We start from the raw sequence: 16,993 nt of genomic DNA on the forward strand, positions 1-16,993 counted from the left end.
GAATTTATATTTGTTAAAGATTCTTGCAAGAACTTAAAAAAATAACTTAATCAATAAAATTTATATGAATACGACCGATACAATTTCAGAATTAAGATCTCTGGCGGTTGCAGCAGGAGATGTAATTACTCTTTTGGGGTATTATGAAAAAGGAGATAAACCGGCAATAATTTATTATTTTAAAGAAGGAAATTTTGTAGATGACGGCGGAAGCGTTATCGTGCCTTCAAATCCGCCTCTTAACGGTGCCTGGATTGCTATTTTCAGCAATGAGGTTTTTATTGAGGACTTTGGAGTTTCTGAAACAAACCCAAACAATTCTCAATCTATTCTCAATGCAATTAAGATGAATAAAAAATTGATAAGTAAAGAGAATAAAAAGTACTTAATAAATTCTACACTTAATATCAATGGAGCAGATATTGATTTAAAATTAGGAAAAAATACTGTTTTTTATTCTGTTCCTATTACTACCTCTGGTCTTGAAGCTAAAAAAGTTATACATTGGTGTATTTGGAAATTATTTTGAAAATATAGACAGAGCTATTACTCAGTCAACAGGAGTAATCAGAGTGGATGCCTGCGAAAAACTGGATGTTTATTCCAACATAGTGAAAACAAGCTCTGAATATCAAGGCTTTTTTCAATCAGTGGGAGACCTGGATTATGCTGAAATATCTGATAACCTGGTTTTGGCCGATTTTTTCCTTAGGTTAACTCAGGCTGACGGTAAGAAATATGGAATTATAAGCATTAATGATAATATTTTTAATGCCTTACCTTTGAATGGTAGAAGCGAATCAAATACAAACGCTTTCTCTTCATTTGCTTACGTTAATATGGTTAATCAGTCTTTCGATTTATTAACATCAAATAATAATAAAATCAGTGCTGAGGGAAGAGTATTCTGGCTTGGCGGAACACAAAGTATGGCTAAAGTACAATTGATAGAAAATAGTATTAAATCATCTCACAAGGTCAGCTATTTAATATCCAATGTTAATGAGTTGAAAATGTACAGAAATGAATCGTTTAGTTGCGATATTTTCGCTTCACTGGCAAGTTTAAACAATAGTGTTTTAGATATAAGAGAAAATATTGAGCATTCTGATGTAACCAAAAATAGAGGAATGTTTAACAGTATGGCAGGTTCATTAAAGAGTTTTACTTTCATAGAAAATAAATTTGACGTTCCCAACCCGGATACGTATGGCATTATAAATAGCGTAACTAATATAACAGATATTTTAGAGAAAAATGTAAGAGATAATTCTCCTGAAGTTTTCAAAACTAAAATTTTAGTTTCGTCTACGAAATTTGGGACTACTTTGGCCAGACCGACCAATAAAGTCCGCGATTATGATGGATATTATGACATTGATTTTAATAAAAAAATATTTTGGGACGGCATAAACTGGAAGGATAGTTCAGGAAATGTAGTATAGATTATAGAAAAATGGAGGCTTATGCCTCCATTTAATTATTTTTCGATGAGTTTTTTCTCTACAAATATTTTTAATTTTCCTGGTGAAACAATTTCGGTATGATTTGAATTATTTTTAATGGTTACTAAAACTTTATTTGCCGGATAAGGGATTAAACCGGTTAATGTAAACTCTTTGAAGCGTGCTTCATTAAGTGTAGTAAGTGTTGTGGTAACTATATCACCAAACTCTGCTTCAGGAAATGTCACATCAATTGTCTGTAAAGCACCTGCATTAATTTGTCCGAAATCTACCTCCATACTGCTGGTCAAAATATCATCACTTAATATTTTAAAATCGATGCCCTCCCACAAATATCGTTGGGTTTGTGTATTTCTAATGATTGCAGATTCAACATTTTGCAGCACTCCACGAACTATAATAGGGTCTAGCTCATCATATATTTGGTGACAATTTCTGATAATGATATTTTTAATAGATTTTAGTAGCAACCTTCCAAGAATATTACAATTATCAACAACAATATCATCATACAGATAAACACCATGAGATAAATTGATCTGATTTCCGGTAATGGCAAGAGCAGTAAATTCCGGATTTTCAATACCAGAATCGAATTCACAGTTTTTGATAAAAATCTTACTTCTTTTTTTGAAGTTTGCTTCTGTACCTGTTGCTGCATCATATATCAATAAACCATATTTGATGTTTTTAACGAATCGACAATTGATAAACTGGATATCATGAATATTTGATCCAACTCCATAGCCTTCCATATCCCAGCCATTCCCATAGAGAACACCATTGAATAAAGCGCCTTGATTTCCTTCAGTTGAGTTATCTATTGTCTGTCCATTAGAATTAAACCTTGAATTTCTTACAATAAGCCTTTCAATACTGTCACCACTGGCACCGTGTCTTCTATTGAAATCACAAATTAATCCATCAATTTCAATATCTGTCGCGGCAAAAACCATATCGTCTTCAACACGTAATAAACTACTGTAAATTTGTAAACCATCGGTGGCACAATATGTTACTTTGCAATTTTTGATTTTGATTTCAGAAACTTTTCCTTTAATACAAATCCCTTGTTTTCCTCCATCTCTTTTGTCAGGGCCTAAGCCGGTATGATCTTTTCTGTTCCCATCAATCGTTACATTTTCGATTTTGATATTTGATTCTCCAACAGTTGTACTTCGCTTATATGCTCTTTCAGCATATCTGTCTGATAAAAAAGGGTTTGGATTATTTTGATAATAAAAATCATTACCAATGCATAAAACACTGACATCTGATTCAGATGTACCAATAGATTTTAAATTAAAATTTTTAAATGTAATATCAGATTTCAGCCAGATTGAATGTACATCGTAAAATCCACCTTCTCCATCAATGACAGAATTCGGAGAAGCGCAATCAATTGCTGAATTAATAACTTCACTTACATCTATAGTGGTCATAAGATGTTTATACCAAGCCATTCTTACTGTGCCGGCAATCTCTCTTTGATAAAAAACGCCACATTCAATTTCTTTATACAGCACATCATCACATTTTTCAAGTGTCATAGGAGTTCCGTCATGCCACACATTGGTTTTTATGTAATTTGCTACCTCTAATGTGTTTGGGTCAATAATTTGAATTTTTTCCATTTTTTAAAGATTTGGGTTAAACATTATTTATACAGCAAATTTAAACTGTCAATGCGCCAGAACTTGACGTAACAAAAAACGATTGGTATTTTATTAATAAAAAAAATAATTTATTTTTACCCCAAAACACACATATGCTGATCAAAATTTATGGCAGCGCAATTCATGGGGTTGCAGCGCAGACTATTACTATTGAAGTCAATATAGATACTGGCGGAGTAGGATATCACCTCGTAGGTCTTCCTGATAATGCAATTAAAGAAAGCAGTTACAGGATCTCAGCAGCTTTAAAAAATGTAGGCTACAAAATTCCCGGAAAAAAAATTACCATCAATATGGCTCCGGCAGATCTCAGAAAAGAAGGTTCTTCCTATGACCTGAGTATTGCTTTAGGAATCCTGGTGGCTTCAGATCAGATTATCGCTGAAAATATTCAGGATTATGTCATTATGGGTGAGCTTTCCCTTGATGGAAGTCTGCAGCCGATAAAAGGTGTTTTACCGATTGCTATTCAGGCGAGAGCAGAAGGTTTCAAAGGAATTATCTTGCCAAAACAGAATACCCGTGAAGCAGCAATAGTCAATGATCTTGAAGTATATGGTGTTGAAAATATCAAAGAAGTCATTGATTTTTTTAATGAAGGTAAACCTATTGAGAGAGTAATATTGGATACCCGGAAAGAATTTCAGGAAAGAATCAATCAGTTTCCGTTTGATTTCTCTGAAGTTAAAGGGCAGGAAGCTGCTAAAAGAGCCATGGAAGTTGCCGCTGCCGGAGGGCATAATATTATTTTGATCGGCCCACCCGGAAGCGGGAAAACAATGCTTGCCAAAAGAGTTCCCAGTATTTTGCCGCCATTAACGTTGAAAGAAGCTTTGGAAACCACAAAAATTCATTCAGTTGCCGGTAAAATGGGAACGGAGACTTCTTTAATGACTATCCGTCCTTTCAGGTCCCCGCATCACACAATCTCAGAATTTACAGTGATGTGAGAATTGAAGAAATAATATAATTTTTGATTAAGAATTTTTTATTAATTATATTTATCGTAATATTGCAATATATAAAACAACATGGGAGCAACTAAAACAGACCACTTTACAGATGAACAAAATAGAATAGCAACTATTGCTAAAGCATTGGGGCATCCAGCAAGAGTTGCCATTATCGAATATTTATTAAAAGTAAATACTTGTATATGTGGAGACATAGTTAATGAGTTACCATTAGCACAAGCAACAGTTTCTCAACATCTTAAAGAGTTAAAAAATGCTGGTCTTATCAAAGGAAACATTGAAGGAACTGCAATTTGCTACTGTATAGATGAAAGTACTTTTGGAATACTGAAAGAATACTTTTCAAAAATTATATTGACTGTTACAAATCAGAAGTGCTGTTAAAGCATTTTTTTTACATTCTTTTATCGTAATATAGCATTTAACCAATAAATAAAAAAATAATGAAATTATCTGAAATCAAAGAAATTCTACCAACATTAGAGAATGTTGAATTTCAATTAGAAAACGGAACTTTTGTTCCTGAGCATTTCCATGTAACAGAAGTTGGGACTGTAACCAAACATTTTATTGATTGTGGAGGAACTATCCGAAATGAAAAGGTTGTAAACTTTCAATTATGGAATGCTGATGATTTTGAGCATCGTTTAAAACCTACAAAGCTTCTAAATATCATTAGACTATCAGAAGAGAAATTAGGAATTGAAGATGATGAAATAGAGGTTGAATATCAAAATACAACTATTGGTAAATTCGATTTAGAATTCAATGGTAAAAACTTTGTGCTTAAAAATAAAACAACAGCTTGTTTAGCTCAGGATGCTTGTGGTATTCCTTCTGAAAAACAAAAGATAAGTTTATCTGAACTGTCATCTAAACAAGATTCTTGCTGTACACCAAATTCTGGATGTTGTTAAAATTTAATCAATAAAAAATAGACTATGTATCCTAAATTATTAGAAACAATAGAATTACTAAAGAATCAAGAAATCAATGAAGACAGAAAAGCTACATTAGCACCATTGGTAGACTTTATTCAAAAATGTTTGGAAGAAAAAAAAGATACAAACATTAACTTTATCTGTACTCATAATTCAAGAAGGAGCCATTTATCACAAGTTTGGGCACAAATTGCAAGTACTTACTATAATATACCGAATGTAACATGTTATTCAGGAGGAACGGAAGAAACAGCATTGTTTCCTAAAGTTATAGAGACTCTGAAAGAACAAGGTCTTTCAATTCTGGAAATTTCCAATACTGAAAATCCCGTTTATGCTATTAAGTATAATGACAACAATCACCCAATCATAGGGTTTTCTAAGAGATATGACAGTTCTTTTAATCCTACTTCTGGTTTTGCTGCAATCATGACTTGTTCTCAGGCTGATGGTGGTTGCCCATTCATTGCTGGAGCTGACAAACGTATTCCTATCACTTTTGAAGACCCAAAGATTTCGGATAACACACCCGAACAAACAAAAGTTTATAATGATAGAAGCTTACAAATTGGTGCTGAAATGTTTTATGTGTTTTCACAAATAAAAAAATAAAATGGAGGCATTAGCAATTGAAAAAGAACATTATCCTCAAATATCTGATATATACAAACAGGGCATTGATACTGGTATTGCAACGTTTGAGACCTCAGTCCCATCGTGGGAGGTTTGGAATGAAAATAAATTAATACACAGCAGATTTGTAGTAGTTGATAATAATAATATTTTAGGATGGATTGCTTTGTCAAAAGTTAGTAATCGTTGTGTATACGAGGGTGTTGCAGAAGTTAGCATATATGTTTCTGAAAATCAAAGAGGAAAAGGAATAGGTAAAATTTTAATGGAGAAAGCTATTAAAGAAAGTGAAGCTAATGGCATTTGGACTTTGCAATCTGGAATGTTTACCGAAAACGAGGCAACAATAGCACTACATAAAATGTTTGGATTCAGAATCATAGGTTATCGTGAAAAGATAGGTAAGCTTAATGGAGTCTGGAAAGATAACTTGCTTATGGAAAGAAGAAGCAAGGTAGTAGGAATAGATTAAAAAATAAATAAAATGCAACCAAAATTAAAATTTCTTGATAGATTCCTTACTTTATGGATATTTTTAGCTATGTTTTTAGGAATAGGTTTGGGATATTTGTTTCCTAATATATCTGAAGTAACCAATTCTTTATCTGTAGGAACAACAAATATTCCATTGGCAGTTGGTCTAATAATCATGATGTATCCACCGTTGGCAAAAGTTGATTATTCATTACTGCCAAAGATTTTCCAAGATAAAAAAGCTATTGGAATCTCTTTGTTACTTAATTGGGTTATCGGTCCAATTTTAATGTTCCTGTTAGCAATCATTTTCCTGAGAAACGAACCTGATTACATGATTGGTTTAATCCTTATTGGTTTAGCAAGATGTATTGCAATGGTGCTTGTATGGAATGATTTAGCAAAAGGTAATCGTGAGTATGGAGCATTGTTAGTAGCTCTAAATAGTATCTTCCAAGTACTAAGTTACAGCTTTATGGTTTGGCTTTTTATCAATGTCTTACCTGAAAAGCTGGGAATGGCTAATTTTAATGTAACCGTTTCAATGAGTGATGTAACTGAAAGTGTTTTGATATACTTAGGAATCCCCTTTGTTGCTGGTTTTTCAACTCGTTATATTTTAATCAAGTCAAAAGGCTTAGAATGGTATAACAGAAAGTTTATCCCTAAAATATCTCCATTGACCTTGTATGCTCTTTTATTCACTATTGTTTTGATGTTTAGCCTTAAAGGAGATAAAATACTCGAACTACCGTTAGATGTCTTGAAAGTGGCTATACCATTAATAGTCTACTTTATACTGATGTTTTTTGTAAGCTTCTTTATCAATAAATCATTTGATGTTCCTTATGATAAAAATGCCTCGATAGCTTTTACAGCAACAGGAAATAACTTTGAGTTAGCAATTGCAGTTGCTATATCGGTATTTGGAATTCACTCTCCACAGGCATTCGTGGGTGTAATCGGACCATTGGTAGAAGTACCCGTTTTAATACTACTTGTACGGATAAGCTTATTGTTAAAAAAGAAATATTATTAAAAGAGACCTTAACCTACAATTGGTTAAGGTTTTTTTGCCCCCTCATTTAGGAAAATTACAGATGTTGCTTTAGTAGGAGGCGGAAGCTATCCCCAGCCGGGCGAAATTTCTTTGGCCCATAATGGCGTTTTGTTTCTCGATGAAATGCCTGAATTTAAAAGAACGGTTCTGGAGGTGATGAGGCAACCACTGGAAGACAGGGAGGTAACGATTTCTAGAGCGAAATTTACGATCAATTATCCTGCAAGTTTCATGCTGATCGCTTCAATGAATCCAAGCCCCAGTGGATACTTTCCCGATGATCCGAATAATACCTCATCAACCTTTGAAATGCAGCGGTATATGAATAAGCTTTCAGGTCCGCTTTTAGACAGAATTGATATTCATATTGAAGTTCAGAAAGTGGAATTTGAACAGCTGACTGAAAAAAGAAAAGGCGAGAAAAGTGAAGAAATCAGAAAGCGTGTATTAAGATCCCGCGAGATACAACAGGAGCGTTATAAGGAGTTGAAAATTAGCTATAACGCTCAGATCGGGCCAAAGGAAATAGAAGCGTTTTGTGAACTGGATGAAGCATCATTCAATCTTATCAAACTGGCAATGGAGAAATTAAACCTTTCTGCCAGAGCCTATGACCGGATTTTAAAAGTAGCAAGAACAATTGCTGATCTGGAAGAATCTGAAAACATCTTATCCCATCACATTTCTGAAGCGATACAATACAGAAGTTTAGACAGGGAATTCTGGAATGTATAGTTTGAAATTTATGATTTTCAGAAAATTTTGATAAAACTTTACTGAATTTCTATTGAAATATTTCGGAATTCCGGATTATAAAAACCGGGTAAATAAAACCGGAAAGCATTTTGTTATCCGGTTTTTTTAATTGAAAAAATAAGATTATAAAAATAATACGTCGGGTTTTGTCGCCTTTCAAAATGATATTTGCTATATAGCTAAAATCAAAAATATTAACAATGAGTACAACAGACGAAATTATTTTATTGACAGATGAATTTACAGGACTGGAATATTCCTGGAGGAAAACCGGTGCTGCAGACAGTACGGTAAATAATGTCTTGACAAAAAACATCGGAAATTATAAATACGAAAGAATCTTGACAGGATCTGTAGACTTGCTAAATAAAAGCTTTGCAGCAAATGAAAGCCTCGTGGTTGATGTCGAACCTTTCGGATTCGGAAGTACTTTAGGAACTTTAATGATTCAGAATGACGCAGGGGCATTTGCGATGTTCTTATGGCAAAGAAATATCAGTAGCAATGCTAAAACAGGATACTTTAAATCAATGGTAAACGATTTAGGAGTTACCGTTGTCCATAATAACGGATCCATTACTGTTACCAATGGTGGTGTGGCACAGCACCTTAAGGCGGAATTAAAAGTATAATAACTGAAGGGAGTCTGGAGTTTCTAAACTCCCTTTTTTCCGTTCAGGATCATTTCAATCATTTTGATTTTTCTGCTTTCTCTCGTTTCCGGTTTCTTAGCTTCCTCGATCCAGCGGATATACTCTTTTCTGTGGGTATAGCTCATTTGATCAAACAGCTTCTTTGCATCAGGGTTTTCGTTAAAAACCAAAGTGATATCATCTGCAATTTCAACAGTTCTTTCCTCTTTATCTTCAATAAGAGAAACGGAAACCTTATCTCCAAAGGTTTTTCCCAGTACCTTCCTGATTTCTTTGGTTAATCCCAGAATATGACAGTCAGATTTCATCTTAACCAGGCTTCCGCGATATTCTGTTTTTCCGTCAAAGAGGGCTTTGATTTTTACCTGTCCTTTTTTACCGAATAATTCTTCTGTAGAAAAAGGGAAATCTACAAAAGCAGCATCCATTTCTCCGTTTTGTTTAATTGGGGCTGAAAATTGAATAGGTTTTGAATCCATAGAGAACAATATTAAGTTAATCAAAAATAAAAAAACCGTGAAAACAAATTTCACGGTTTTGAAAATATATTCAATGAGGATATTATTTCTTTTTAGCTTTTACATGCTCAGGCTTTGCAGCTTTCGTTTTTGTATCAGCCGGAGTGTTTTCATCTCTGATCAGGTTTAATTCATCAATCAGTCTTCTTGCTCCTGCATATTTGTCGATGGTCCAAAGAACGAAACGAACGTCAACGTTGATTGTTTTCTGCCATTCCTGCTCAAAAACAATATCACCGCTTAATGCTTCGCTGTTTCCGTCAAATGCAATACCGATAAGGTTTCCGTCACCATCAATTACAGGAGAACCGGAGTTACCTCCTGTGATATCATTGTTGGAAAGGAAGTTGACAGGCATGTATCCTTTAGCATCAGCATACTGTCCGAAATCTTTCATGTTGTAAAGATCGATCACTCTCTGAGGAAGGTCAAACTCTTCATCCCCTTTTTTATATTTACCTACTAGACCGGTCATATCCGTATAATAGTTATCAGTAACCCCGAAATAGTTTCTGTCGGTTCTGATAGGTAATTTATCTACCGTTCCGTATGTTAATCTCATTGTAGAGTTAGCATCCGGATAGAATTTTTTCTCAGGCATGGATTTCATTAATCCTGCTAAGAATAAACGGTTGTTTTTAGCAAAGAAATCATCAATTTTAGAGAATTTCTCAGCAGACATTTTCTGATCTGCAGCAAGGCCGTTGGCAATTTTCCAAAGCGGATCTGCATCAAGTTTTAATGCATCCGGATTCAGAAGGAAGTTTGTTGCAGAAGTTTTATTAGCAAAAATAGAAGAATAAGCTACGTTTGATAAATTTTTAGCATCCAATCCTAAAATAGTAGCTGAAGCCACTTCTTTATTGGTTACCCTTGTTTGGTAAAGGTTTACCATTGAGTTGATCATTTCACCCTCTAAAGACGGATTAAAGTTTTCATAAGCAGATTTAATGGCCGCTTCTACTTTTGGTTTCATCGCCAGTCTTCCCTGCATATCCTGTGCAGCATAAGTTTTAAATACAGAGCCCAACTGGTAAGCAAGGCTGATGTATTTTGAGTTTCGTGAAAGCTGTGACATATAATTTCTCTCAACATTTCTCTCAGAAACCTGCTTGTAATAAGTTTGGATGTCTTCCAATACTCCGTCGTATTCCGTATTTCCCGGTTGTACGGACCATTGTCTGTAAGTCGATTCAATATTTTGTTTGTCAGTGATGGTTCCGTTTTTGATCACGGCATCAATGGTTCCCTGTCTGTTTTTCCAGTAGTTAGCTACAGAAGCATATTGAGAAGCATAATTAAGCTGAGTCGCTTTATCTTTATCCATGTACTTCTTCATCACATCCATAGCCAGTTTAGACGCTTCCACCCAAGCCGGATAATCTTTATTCACCATCTGCTCGATACCGTAAGACGTTAAATAACGGTTTGTTCTTCCCGGATATCCTAAGATCATTGAGAAATCTCCAGGTTTAACTCCTTTAAGGGAAACCGGTAAAAAATGTTTAGGTTTTAAAGGAACATTGCTTGGAGAATATTCTGCAGGGTTTCCTGCTGCGTCAGAATACACTCTGAAAACCGTAAAGTCTGCCGTATGTCTCGGCCATTCCCAGTTATCTGTATCCCCGCCGAATTTACCTAAAGATGAAGGTGGAGCACCTACCAATCTGATATCTTTATAGTCCTGATAAACAAAATAGTAGAATTCATTTCCGTTAAAGAAATCTCTTACTACTACCGTATATTTTCCGTTCTCAGAATTTTCTGCCTGAATTGCTTTTGTTTCCGCATCGATTACCGCTTTTCTCTGTTCGCCGGTCATCGTATTATTAAGCTTGGAATTGATTCTTTGTGTAGCATCATTCATTCTTACCAAAAATCTCACATAAAGATCTTTTGCGTTGAACTCGTCTTTTTGCTTCATTGCCCAGAATCCGTTTTTCAGATAATCTTTTTCCGGAGTGGAAGCTGCAGCTACAGCACCATAACCACAGTGGTGGTTGGTAAAAATAAGTCCTTTATCAGAAACAATTTCCCCTGTACAGAATCCTCCGAAGCTTACGATAGCATCTTTTAAGCTTGAATTGTTTACCGAATAAATTTCTTCAGGAGTCAGATGCAAACCTTCTTTTTGCATGTCAACACCATTTAATCTTTTGATGAGCATTAGCAGCCACATCCCCTCATCCGCCCTCATTTGAGCAAAGCCCAATAAAAAAGTGAATAGTAGAAATAGTCTTTTCATTTTATAAATTAATTTTTGTGACGCTAATTTACTAATTTTTACGATATTCTGCCCGCGATTGGTATGAAAATGGAATGAACGGTCTTATGAAAAAAGTATTTATACCGCTTTTGGCAATTTTGTTTTTAGGAATCTTTTTAAATTGCTCATCAGCACAGATTAAAAATGAGCACATCCAGAGAGAATGGATGCTGGTGTCTTTCGGAAGTTTTTCTAAAGACCAGTTGATTAAAAATAAAGCAGGAATCAACTTAACGGCTAAAATGGAAGATGGGAAAATACAGGGCGGAGCCTTTATGGGTTGCAATAAAATGTTTTTCACTTCAGAATTTAAAAACAATGGAAAAGTAAAAATATCCGGAGTAGGAAGCACGCTCATGGCATGTGAAAATATGGAACTGGAAACCTCGTTTGCAAAAAGCTTTGAAACGATGACGAAATATTCCGTGGAAGGGCATTTTCTGACCCTGTCTGATGATAATGGCAATTCGATGAAGTTTGTCGCTTCAGATTGGGATTGATTCTGAACAATTATTCCGAAAAATATATAAAAAGTCCGCAAAACTGCGGACTTTCTTTTAGTTGAAAAATTTAGTTAGTTACCGGTTATTAGTTTTTGGAATTGTTTTTTTTATTTCTTCCAAGGTGGCGGTATTGGGGAGCCCTACTACATTATTATTTGTGTTCCTAGAATTATTTGCCTTTTTTGATTGCCTGTTGGGTATTGTTGCCAGAATTTCTTCAAGGCTTGCAGTATTGGGAAGCAGTTTTCCTGAGTTGTTGGAAGCAACGGCGGTTTTTGATTCCTGTTTTTTTACTTCAAGTCCCTGGTCGGAAACCAATGGGGTTGGAGCAGTTTTCTTCTCTGCCCTTTCTTTGGCTTCTTTCAGCATTTTAGCTTCAAAATCTTTGGATTGTTTTATATCCAGTGCCATTTCTTCCTGGGTCAGTGAAACCTTTTTATTTTCCTGTGCATAAATGCTTATGCTTAATGTTAATAATGCCGTGATATATAATGTTTTCATGATCGTTTATTTAATGCTTACTAATACTTTGATTTTTCCGGTTTCATTCTGATTGTAGTCCTGAAGGGCTTTTCCAATGACCTGTCCTACTTTTACCTTTTTAAGATTGGCTTTCATGGCTACGCCGGGTTTTGATGAAGTCACTAAAAGGTCACCTCTTTTTACCTTGCCGCCTTCCAGACATACCTTGGTAGGAACAACCCCGATTACTCCCATCGGAACTTTGTCTGAAATATCAGTATCTATATGTTCTTCGGTAAGTAATACACCAGGCTTTGTAGCGTAAACACCTGCCACGAGAGTTGAATAAGGCTTGGATGATTTTTCTACTGTTCTGTCTGAACTGGTGGAAATCACCAAAATATCTCCGGTTTCATAATGTGAAATATTCCCCTCTACATCAAATGCCTCTGCTACGTCGGCACCACTGGCCTGAGTTCCTCCATTAAAGAAACCTCTTCCGGCAGAATTGATACGGGCAACATTTACGCTTCCGGGGTTTCCGGATTTAAATAATGCGAGTGAACCATTGCTGTGGCCTTCGACTGTGAGAACGGGATTTGTATTTGCCGTATTAAAATTGACAAATCTTGCTGCGCGTCCGTTTCCGAAATTAGGAACCCAGCCAAAGATGGCATTTCCGGTTCCGTCAGCTGTAGCTTCTACTCCGTCACCTCCGTTAGAGGCATTTGCAGTGATCCCGTTTCCGTTTCCATCAGCTATTGCGATCAGGGCCGGTCCGTTTCCGGAAGGATTTGATGAGTGGAATAATCCGGCATAGCCTCCTGTTCCTGAAGAAATTCCATAAATCCCTGCAGTTCCGAAATTGGCAAATTGTGAATTGACTTCACCTCTTACCGCAGCAGAAGTTCCCGTTACTTTATCTACTTTAAAGTTTCCTGCAATACCGTTTCCTATGGTAGTTACCGTTATTACATCGCTTGTATTTGATTCATTGAAGATATTGAACCTTCCCGCACGTCCTGTTGCAAAAGATGGAACCCATGCGTACAAGGCATTTCCGGCACCATCAATATTGGCTTCTACGGCATTTCCGTCTTTACTTGCATTGGCGGTAATAGCGTTCCCGTTTCCATCGGTTATGGCAACCAGTGCAGGTCCGTTCCCGGATACATTGGAAGCGTGGAATAATCCTGCAAAACCACCTGTTCCTGAAGAAATTCCGAAAATCCCGGCAGCTCCGAAGTTTCCGAATATGGTTTTAACCTCACCTCTTACGGCAGCGGCTACACTGTTTGTATTGTTTACCAGGAATGATGATGCATTTCCTTGTGTATTATCAGGGATATTTCCGTTTCCATTGGTTTCTACTTCAAATGTATTTTTATCATTAGTGGCATTGAAATTTTCAAAACGGCCGGCACGTCCTTTACTGTTATTAAGCCCGATCTGACCCAGAACACCAATTGCCGTTCCTGTTACATCGGTAGCAACGAAACCTCTTACCCCATATCCACCGCCATCATTTCTTCCCACTACAGCGCCTGCAATATCACTCGTATTTCTTCCTACCACAGCTTCTCCGCCTCCGGTATTGTCACCTACAAGTCCGGCAGAGGTCTGAGTAGAGGTAATTCCCTGCAATGCAAATCCGGCTCCTGTAGAGCTGCGAACACCGGCACCGTTTCCGGAAGTGGAAACATTCACAACCGTGCCGTTTCCTACAGAGTTTACATTAAGGGCATTATTGTTATTGGCGTTGTTAAAAATGGCAATTGTTGCCGGGATACCATTATTACTGGTTGCATTCAAACCTGTTCCTGTATTGCTGTTCGCATAAACTCCGTATCCATTGGCACTTGAGTTTCCATAAACTCCAAGTCCGTTTGGTGTGACTCCGTAAACTCCCCATCCGCTTCCTGCCTGGCTTCCCCAGACCCCAACTCCCAAACCGCCGGTACCGTTATTGATACCACGAACCCCGGCTGAAAATCCGCCCGGCGACGCATTACTTACAATACCTCTTACGGATGCAATGTTGGATGTGGTGGTATTATTTACTCCTTCTACGGAAGTTCCGTCACCATCATTGGTTAATGTGAATAAAGTTCCTGCATTATTTACGGTATTGGTATAGGGAATTGCAAAGCTTCCTCCGCCGCCGCCTGCTGTTTTGGCATACATGGCATAAGGCACGCTTAACAGTTGGCTTGTTCCCGTTATAGTATAAGTTGTCCCACCGGTTGGGTCAGTTTCTGTTTTTAAGTAATAACTTCCGGAAGACCAGTTGATGGTATTGAATGTTCCTGTAAGTACGGTTCCTGTACCTATTTCAAGGCTGATAAGCCCGTTGGCATTGGTGTTCCCGGTTAATCTTTCAGAATATACTACAGGTCCTACAGCGGAGCCCTGCAATATGCTTACCTTCATGCCGATGCTCTGGTTAAGTAATAATTGCCCCGAGATATTGCGGACAACAGCCTGATAGCTCATTTTTTCAGGTACTTGTGCAGAGGCCATAAAGAGCCCAAGCATAATCCCCATCGATAATAATATTTTTTTCATGGTGGTTATTTTTTAATGATTTTAAATGTTTTGATGTTTTTACCTTCCTGGTTGATTCTGATGATATACATTGCAGAGGGAAGAGATGAAAAATTAAATTCGGACTTTGATTGGGTAATCTTGTCTTTTTTAATCAGTTTGCCCTGTGCGTCAAATAATTGGTATTCTGAATTTTTGTAATTATTTACAGTGAAATCTAAATACAAATAATCTTTAAAAGGGTTGGGGTAAAGAAAAATACCGTCTTCTGTAACTGTAGTTTCATCGGTAGACAGAGTGGAGATCTCATAGGCCTGCTGTACTCCTTCCATTACCTGAGAGTTGGTGCCCTTGTAGAGATAAGCGCTCTGGCCTACACTGTAAGAAACTGAGCCGTTGCCTCCGCTAGCATTTGTTCCCGTTGCCAGGACAGCTGATTGTGCTTTCAGTTGCCCGATCGTGATAAACAGAATGAAAAAGAAGCAGTGAATAGATGTTCTTTTCATGTAAAATAGTTTTGTGGTTATTAATCGGTGTGTCTAAAACCTCATTGATTTTAGGAAGACTAAATTACCACATATAAAGGGCGGATATTTGAAAAATAGATAAACGACACAAAAAATCGACGAATGACAAATGTGGAGTTATTTTGTGGAATTTATTGAAAATCAACAAGTAGTGACTTTATTTTTTTTGGTCAAAAAATGAAAGATTGTCTTTGTAGGTTCTTCCGATCGGAAGTTTGATCTGGTGGATCAGTTCTACTTCATGAGTGCTTTTGCTGCGGATGAGATGTCTGGGAACAGCATAGCTTCTGTGTATTCTGATGAAAGAATCGAAAAAGCTTTTATGCAGAAGATTGCCCAGGGAATCTAAAATACAATGCTTTTTCTCGGGGGTTATAATTCTTGTATAATCTTTTAACGCTTCCAGATACAGGATATCGGTGATTTTAACCTGAGAAATTGTACTTCCTTCTTTTATCTTAATGCTGTTTTCTCCCAAAAGAGTATCAAAGCATTCACATTTTTCTTTCATCTCAAAAAAATCGAAAAGTTTCCGCATCGAGTGATGAAAACGTTCTGTTTTTAAAGGTTTTGGGATAAAATCAAGAGAGTCGAGTTCAAAGGCTTCAATGGCGAGCTCCGAATGTGAGCTTATAAAAATACAGACCGGGATTTTATGGGCTAATTTCCTGAATTCAATTCCGCTCATTCCGGGGAGGCTGATTTCAATAAATAAAAGATCAATGGGAAGTTCAAGATAAGGAACGGCTTTTTCCGCTGAATCGAAAGAAGCAACAATATCTATATTCTCATATTGTTTGAGATGGTGGTGAAGAACCAGCCTGTCCAGTTCATCATCATCAATAATCATACATCTAATATTAGTAATCATGAGCTTCCGGATTATTTTTATTAATTTTTAAATTTTAAAGAACAAAACATAAAAATTTCTTTCCTAAAGTTATTAAAAATATACAAATCAACAATATTATAAATTTAAGTTAGTGTTAAATCATTGCTTATATCAAGATATTCTTGCATTTTCTGTTTAAAAATGTTAACTTGTAAATCTCATATAATAGTAAAGAAATTAATGCTAGAAAAGAAAGAACATAATTACGAGAATGCTGTTTTGGTAGGCGTTATTACACAAAACCAGGATGAAGAAAAGCTGACGGAATATATGGATGAATTGGAGTTTTTGGCTTTCACAGCAGGAGCAACCGTACAAAAGCGCTTCACTCAAAAATTAACTCAGCCTGATTCCAAAACCTTTATCGGAAGTGGAAAAGCCCAGGAAATAAAAGAATACGTAAAAGAACACGAAATAGGAACTGTCATTTTTGATGATGAATTATCTCCTTCCCAACTGAAAAATCTGGAAAGAGAAATTGAAGTTAAGATCCTTGACAGAACCAACCTTATCCTTGATATTTTTGCCCAAAGAGCGCAGACTTCCTATGCAAGAACTCAGGTAGAACTCGCCCAGTATCAATATCTTCTGCCACGACTGACAAGAATGTGGACCCACCTGGAACGTCAGAAAGGGGGAATCGGGATG

Annotated in this window: 17 protein-coding genes and 2 pseudogenes; 12 read left to right on the top strand and 7 right to left on the bottom strand. The window is 36.4% G+C overall.

Annotated elements, in window-relative coordinates; all coding sequences use genetic code 11:
• The first annotated feature begins 64 nt into the window (after nucleotides 1–64).
• Both AB8P06_RS01780 and AB8P06_RS01785 read left to right on the top strand, forming a co-directional pair.
• Nucleotides 65–529 carry a putative phage tail protein gene (locus AB8P06_RS01780; RefSeq protein ID WP_369837072.1) on the top strand — a complete coding sequence of 155 codons (465 nt, stop codon included), beginning with the start codon at nucleotides 65–67 and terminating at the stop codon, nucleotides 527–529.
• A complete protein-coding gene (locus tag AB8P06_RS01785) occupies nucleotides 483–1,445 on the top strand; it encodes a hypothetical protein (RefSeq protein ID WP_369837075.1) in 963 nt (320 codons plus the stop codon). The genes AB8P06_RS01780 and AB8P06_RS01785 overlap by 47 nt, the downstream gene beginning before the upstream one ends.
• Before the next feature lie 35 nt (nucleotides 1,446–1,480).
• On the opposite strand, the gene AB8P06_RS01790 is transcribed toward AB8P06_RS01785, so the two are convergent.
• Nucleotides 1,481–3,100 carry a right-handed parallel beta-helix repeat-containing protein gene (locus AB8P06_RS01790; protein WP_369837077.1) on the bottom strand — a complete coding sequence of 540 codons (1,620 nt, stop codon included), beginning with the start codon at nucleotides 3,098–3,100 and terminating at the stop codon, nucleotides 1,481–1,483.
• A gap of 134 nt (nucleotides 3,101–3,234) precedes the next feature.
• On the opposite strand from AB8P06_RS01790, the pseudogene AB8P06_RS01795 reads away from it, so the two are divergent.
• From AB8P06_RS01795 to AB8P06_RS01830, 8 genes and pseudogenes are all read left to right on the top strand, one after another.
• A pseudogene (locus tag AB8P06_RS01795) lies at nucleotides 3,235–4,089 on the top strand (YifB family Mg chelatase-like AAA ATPase); the annotation flags it as partial.
• 84 nt (nucleotides 4,090–4,173) lie between these two features.
• The gene (locus tag AB8P06_RS01800; RefSeq protein WP_369837079.1) at nucleotides 4,174–4,500 is read left to right on the top strand and encodes an ArsR/SmtB family transcription factor; all 327 of its coding nucleotides are present in this window, start codon (nucleotides 4,174–4,176) and stop codon (nucleotides 4,498–4,500) included.
• A 59-nt stretch (nucleotides 4,501–4,559) separates the two neighbouring features.
• Nucleotides 4,560–5,033, top strand: a complete 474-nt coding sequence (locus AB8P06_RS01805) for a DUF6428 family protein (RefSeq protein WP_369837082.1) — start codon at nucleotides 4,560–4,562, stop codon at nucleotides 5,031–5,033.
• A 24-nt stretch (nucleotides 5,034–5,057) separates the two neighbouring features.
• Nucleotides 5,058–5,669 (top strand): arsenate-mycothiol transferase ArsC, encoded by a 612-nt coding sequence (locus AB8P06_RS01810; protein WP_369837084.1) that lies wholly within the window; start codon nucleotides 5,058–5,060, stop codon nucleotides 5,667–5,669.
• A 1-nt stretch (nucleotide 5,670) separates the two neighbouring features.
• The gene (locus tag AB8P06_RS01815) at nucleotides 5,671–6,162 is read left to right on the top strand and encodes a GNAT family N-acetyltransferase (RefSeq protein WP_369837086.1); all 492 of its coding nucleotides are present in this window, start codon (nucleotides 5,671–5,673) and stop codon (nucleotides 6,160–6,162) included.
• A gap of 12 nt (nucleotides 6,163–6,174) precedes the next feature.
• Nucleotides 6,175–7,203 (top strand): ACR3 family arsenite efflux transporter, encoded by a 1,029-nt coding sequence (arsB, locus tag AB8P06_RS01820; protein WP_369837089.1) that lies wholly within the window; start codon nucleotides 6,175–6,177, stop codon nucleotides 7,201–7,203.
• 31 nt (nucleotides 7,204–7,234) lie between these two features.
• Nucleotides 7,235–7,959 (top strand): annotated as a pseudogene (locus tag AB8P06_RS01825) (YifB family Mg chelatase-like AAA ATPase); the annotation flags it as partial.
• 221 nt (nucleotides 7,960–8,180) lie between these two features.
• The gene (locus AB8P06_RS01830) at nucleotides 8,181–8,612 is read left to right on the top strand and encodes a hypothetical protein (RefSeq protein ID WP_369837091.1); all 432 of its coding nucleotides are present in this window, start codon (nucleotides 8,181–8,183) and stop codon (nucleotides 8,610–8,612) included.
• A gap of 23 nt (nucleotides 8,613–8,635) precedes the next feature.
• On the opposite strand, the gene AB8P06_RS01835 is transcribed toward AB8P06_RS01830, so the two are convergent.
• Both AB8P06_RS01835 and AB8P06_RS01840 read right to left on the bottom strand, forming a co-directional pair.
• Nucleotides 8,636–9,112, bottom strand: coding sequence for a YdeI/OmpD-associated family protein (locus AB8P06_RS01835; RefSeq protein WP_369837093.1), 477 nt, complete (start codon nucleotides 9,110–9,112; stop codon nucleotides 8,636–8,638).
• Between the two features lie 82 nt (nucleotides 9,113–9,194).
• Nucleotides 9,195–11,396 (bottom strand): S46 family peptidase, encoded by a 2,202-nt coding sequence (locus AB8P06_RS01840; protein WP_369837095.1) that lies wholly within the window; start codon nucleotides 11,394–11,396, stop codon nucleotides 9,195–9,197.
• An 86-nt stretch (nucleotides 11,397–11,482) separates the two neighbouring features.
• On the opposite strand from AB8P06_RS01840, the gene AB8P06_RS01845 reads away from it, so the two are divergent.
• Entirely contained in the window at nucleotides 11,483–11,917 is a 435-nt protein-coding gene (locus AB8P06_RS01845) for an META domain-containing protein (protein WP_369837098.1), read from the top strand.
• Nucleotides 11,918–11,995: 78 nt separating this feature from the next.
• On the opposite strand, the gene AB8P06_RS01850 is transcribed toward AB8P06_RS01845, so the two are convergent.
• From AB8P06_RS01850 to AB8P06_RS01865, 4 genes are all read right to left on the bottom strand, one after another.
• Complete coding sequence (locus tag AB8P06_RS01850) at nucleotides 11,996–12,421, bottom strand: hypothetical protein (protein ID WP_369837100.1); 426 nt, start codon at nucleotides 12,419–12,421, stop codon at nucleotides 11,996–11,998.
• A gap of 6 nt (nucleotides 12,422–12,427) precedes the next feature.
• On the bottom strand, nucleotides 12,428–14,947 hold the full coding sequence (locus AB8P06_RS01855; protein ID WP_369837102.1) for a beta strand repeat-containing protein: 2,520 nt from the start codon (nucleotides 14,945–14,947) through the stop codon (nucleotides 12,428–12,430).
• Nucleotides 14,948–14,952: 5 nt separating this feature from the next.
• Nucleotides 14,953–15,432, bottom strand: coding sequence for a T9SS type A sorting domain-containing protein (locus tag AB8P06_RS01860; protein ID WP_369837105.1), 480 nt, complete (start codon nucleotides 15,430–15,432; stop codon nucleotides 14,953–14,955).
• Between the two features lie 178 nt (nucleotides 15,433–15,610).
• The gene (locus AB8P06_RS01865; RefSeq protein ID WP_369837108.1) at nucleotides 15,611–16,324 is read right to left on the bottom strand and encodes a LytR/AlgR family response regulator transcription factor; all 714 of its coding nucleotides are present in this window, start codon (nucleotides 16,322–16,324) and stop codon (nucleotides 15,611–15,613) included.
• Between the two features lie 201 nt (nucleotides 16,325–16,525).
• Between AB8P06_RS01865 and AB8P06_RS01870 the strand changes: the two genes are divergently transcribed.
• Nucleotides 16,526–16,993 (top strand): HflX GTPase family protein (locus AB8P06_RS01870; RefSeq protein WP_369837111.1); only part of this gene is annotated, 468 nt, incomplete at its 3' end.

Origin of the sequence: Chryseobacterium tongliaonense (genome assembly GCF_041224435.1) — a bacterium.
GTDB lineage: Bacteria > Bacteroidota > Bacteroidia > Flavobacteriales > Weeksellaceae > Chryseobacterium > Chryseobacterium tongliaoense.

Bases quoted from the DNA above. Each gene is read 5' to 3' on its own strand.
- AB8P06_RS01790 (WP_369837077.1), bottom strand. From the start codon at position 3,100: ATGGAAAAAATTCAAATTATTGACCCAAACACATTAGAGGTAGCAAAT.
- AB8P06_RS01865 (WP_369837108.1), bottom strand. From the start codon at position 16,324: ATGATTACTAATATTAGATGTATGATTATTGATGATGATGAACTGGAC.
- arsB (WP_369837089.1), top strand. From the start codon at position 6,175: ATGCAACCAAAATTAAAATTTCTTGATAGATTCCTTACTTTATGGATA.
- AB8P06_RS01835 (WP_369837093.1), bottom strand. From the start codon at position 9,112: ATGGATTCAAAACCTATTCAATTTTCAGCCCCAATTAAACAAAACGGA.
- AB8P06_RS01840 (WP_369837095.1), bottom strand. From the start codon at position 11,396: ATGAAAAGACTATTTCTACTATTCACTTTTTTATTGGGCTTTGCTCAA.
- AB8P06_RS01800 (WP_369837079.1), top strand. From the start codon at position 4,174: ATGGGAGCAACTAAAACAGACCACTTTACAGATGAACAAAATAGAATA.
- AB8P06_RS01860 (WP_369837105.1), bottom strand. From the start codon at position 15,432: ATGAAAAGAACATCTATTCACTGCTTCTTTTTCATTCTGTTTATCACG.
- AB8P06_RS01845 (WP_369837098.1), top strand. From the start codon at position 11,483: ATGAAAAAAGTATTTATACCGCTTTTGGCAATTTTGTTTTTAGGAATC.
- AB8P06_RS01855 (WP_369837102.1), bottom strand. From the start codon at position 14,947: ATGAAAAAAATATTATTATCGATGGGGATTATGCTTGGGCTCTTTATG.
- AB8P06_RS01805 (WP_369837082.1), top strand. From the start codon at position 4,560: ATGAAATTATCTGAAATCAAAGAAATTCTACCAACATTAGAGAATGTT.
- AB8P06_RS01830 (WP_369837091.1), top strand. From the start codon at position 8,181: ATGAGTACAACAGACGAAATTATTTTATTGACAGATGAATTTACAGGA.
- AB8P06_RS01780 (WP_369837072.1), top strand. From the start codon at position 65: ATGAATACGACCGATACAATTTCAGAATTAAGATCTCTGGCGGTTGCA.
- AB8P06_RS01850 (WP_369837100.1), bottom strand. From the start codon at position 12,421: ATGAAAACATTATATATCACGGCATTATTAACATTAAGCATAAGCATT.
- AB8P06_RS01810 (WP_369837084.1), top strand. From the start codon at position 5,058: ATGTATCCTAAATTATTAGAAACAATAGAATTACTAAAGAATCAAGAA.
- AB8P06_RS01815 (WP_369837086.1), top strand. From the start codon at position 5,671: ATGGAGGCATTAGCAATTGAAAAAGAACATTATCCTCAAATATCTGAT.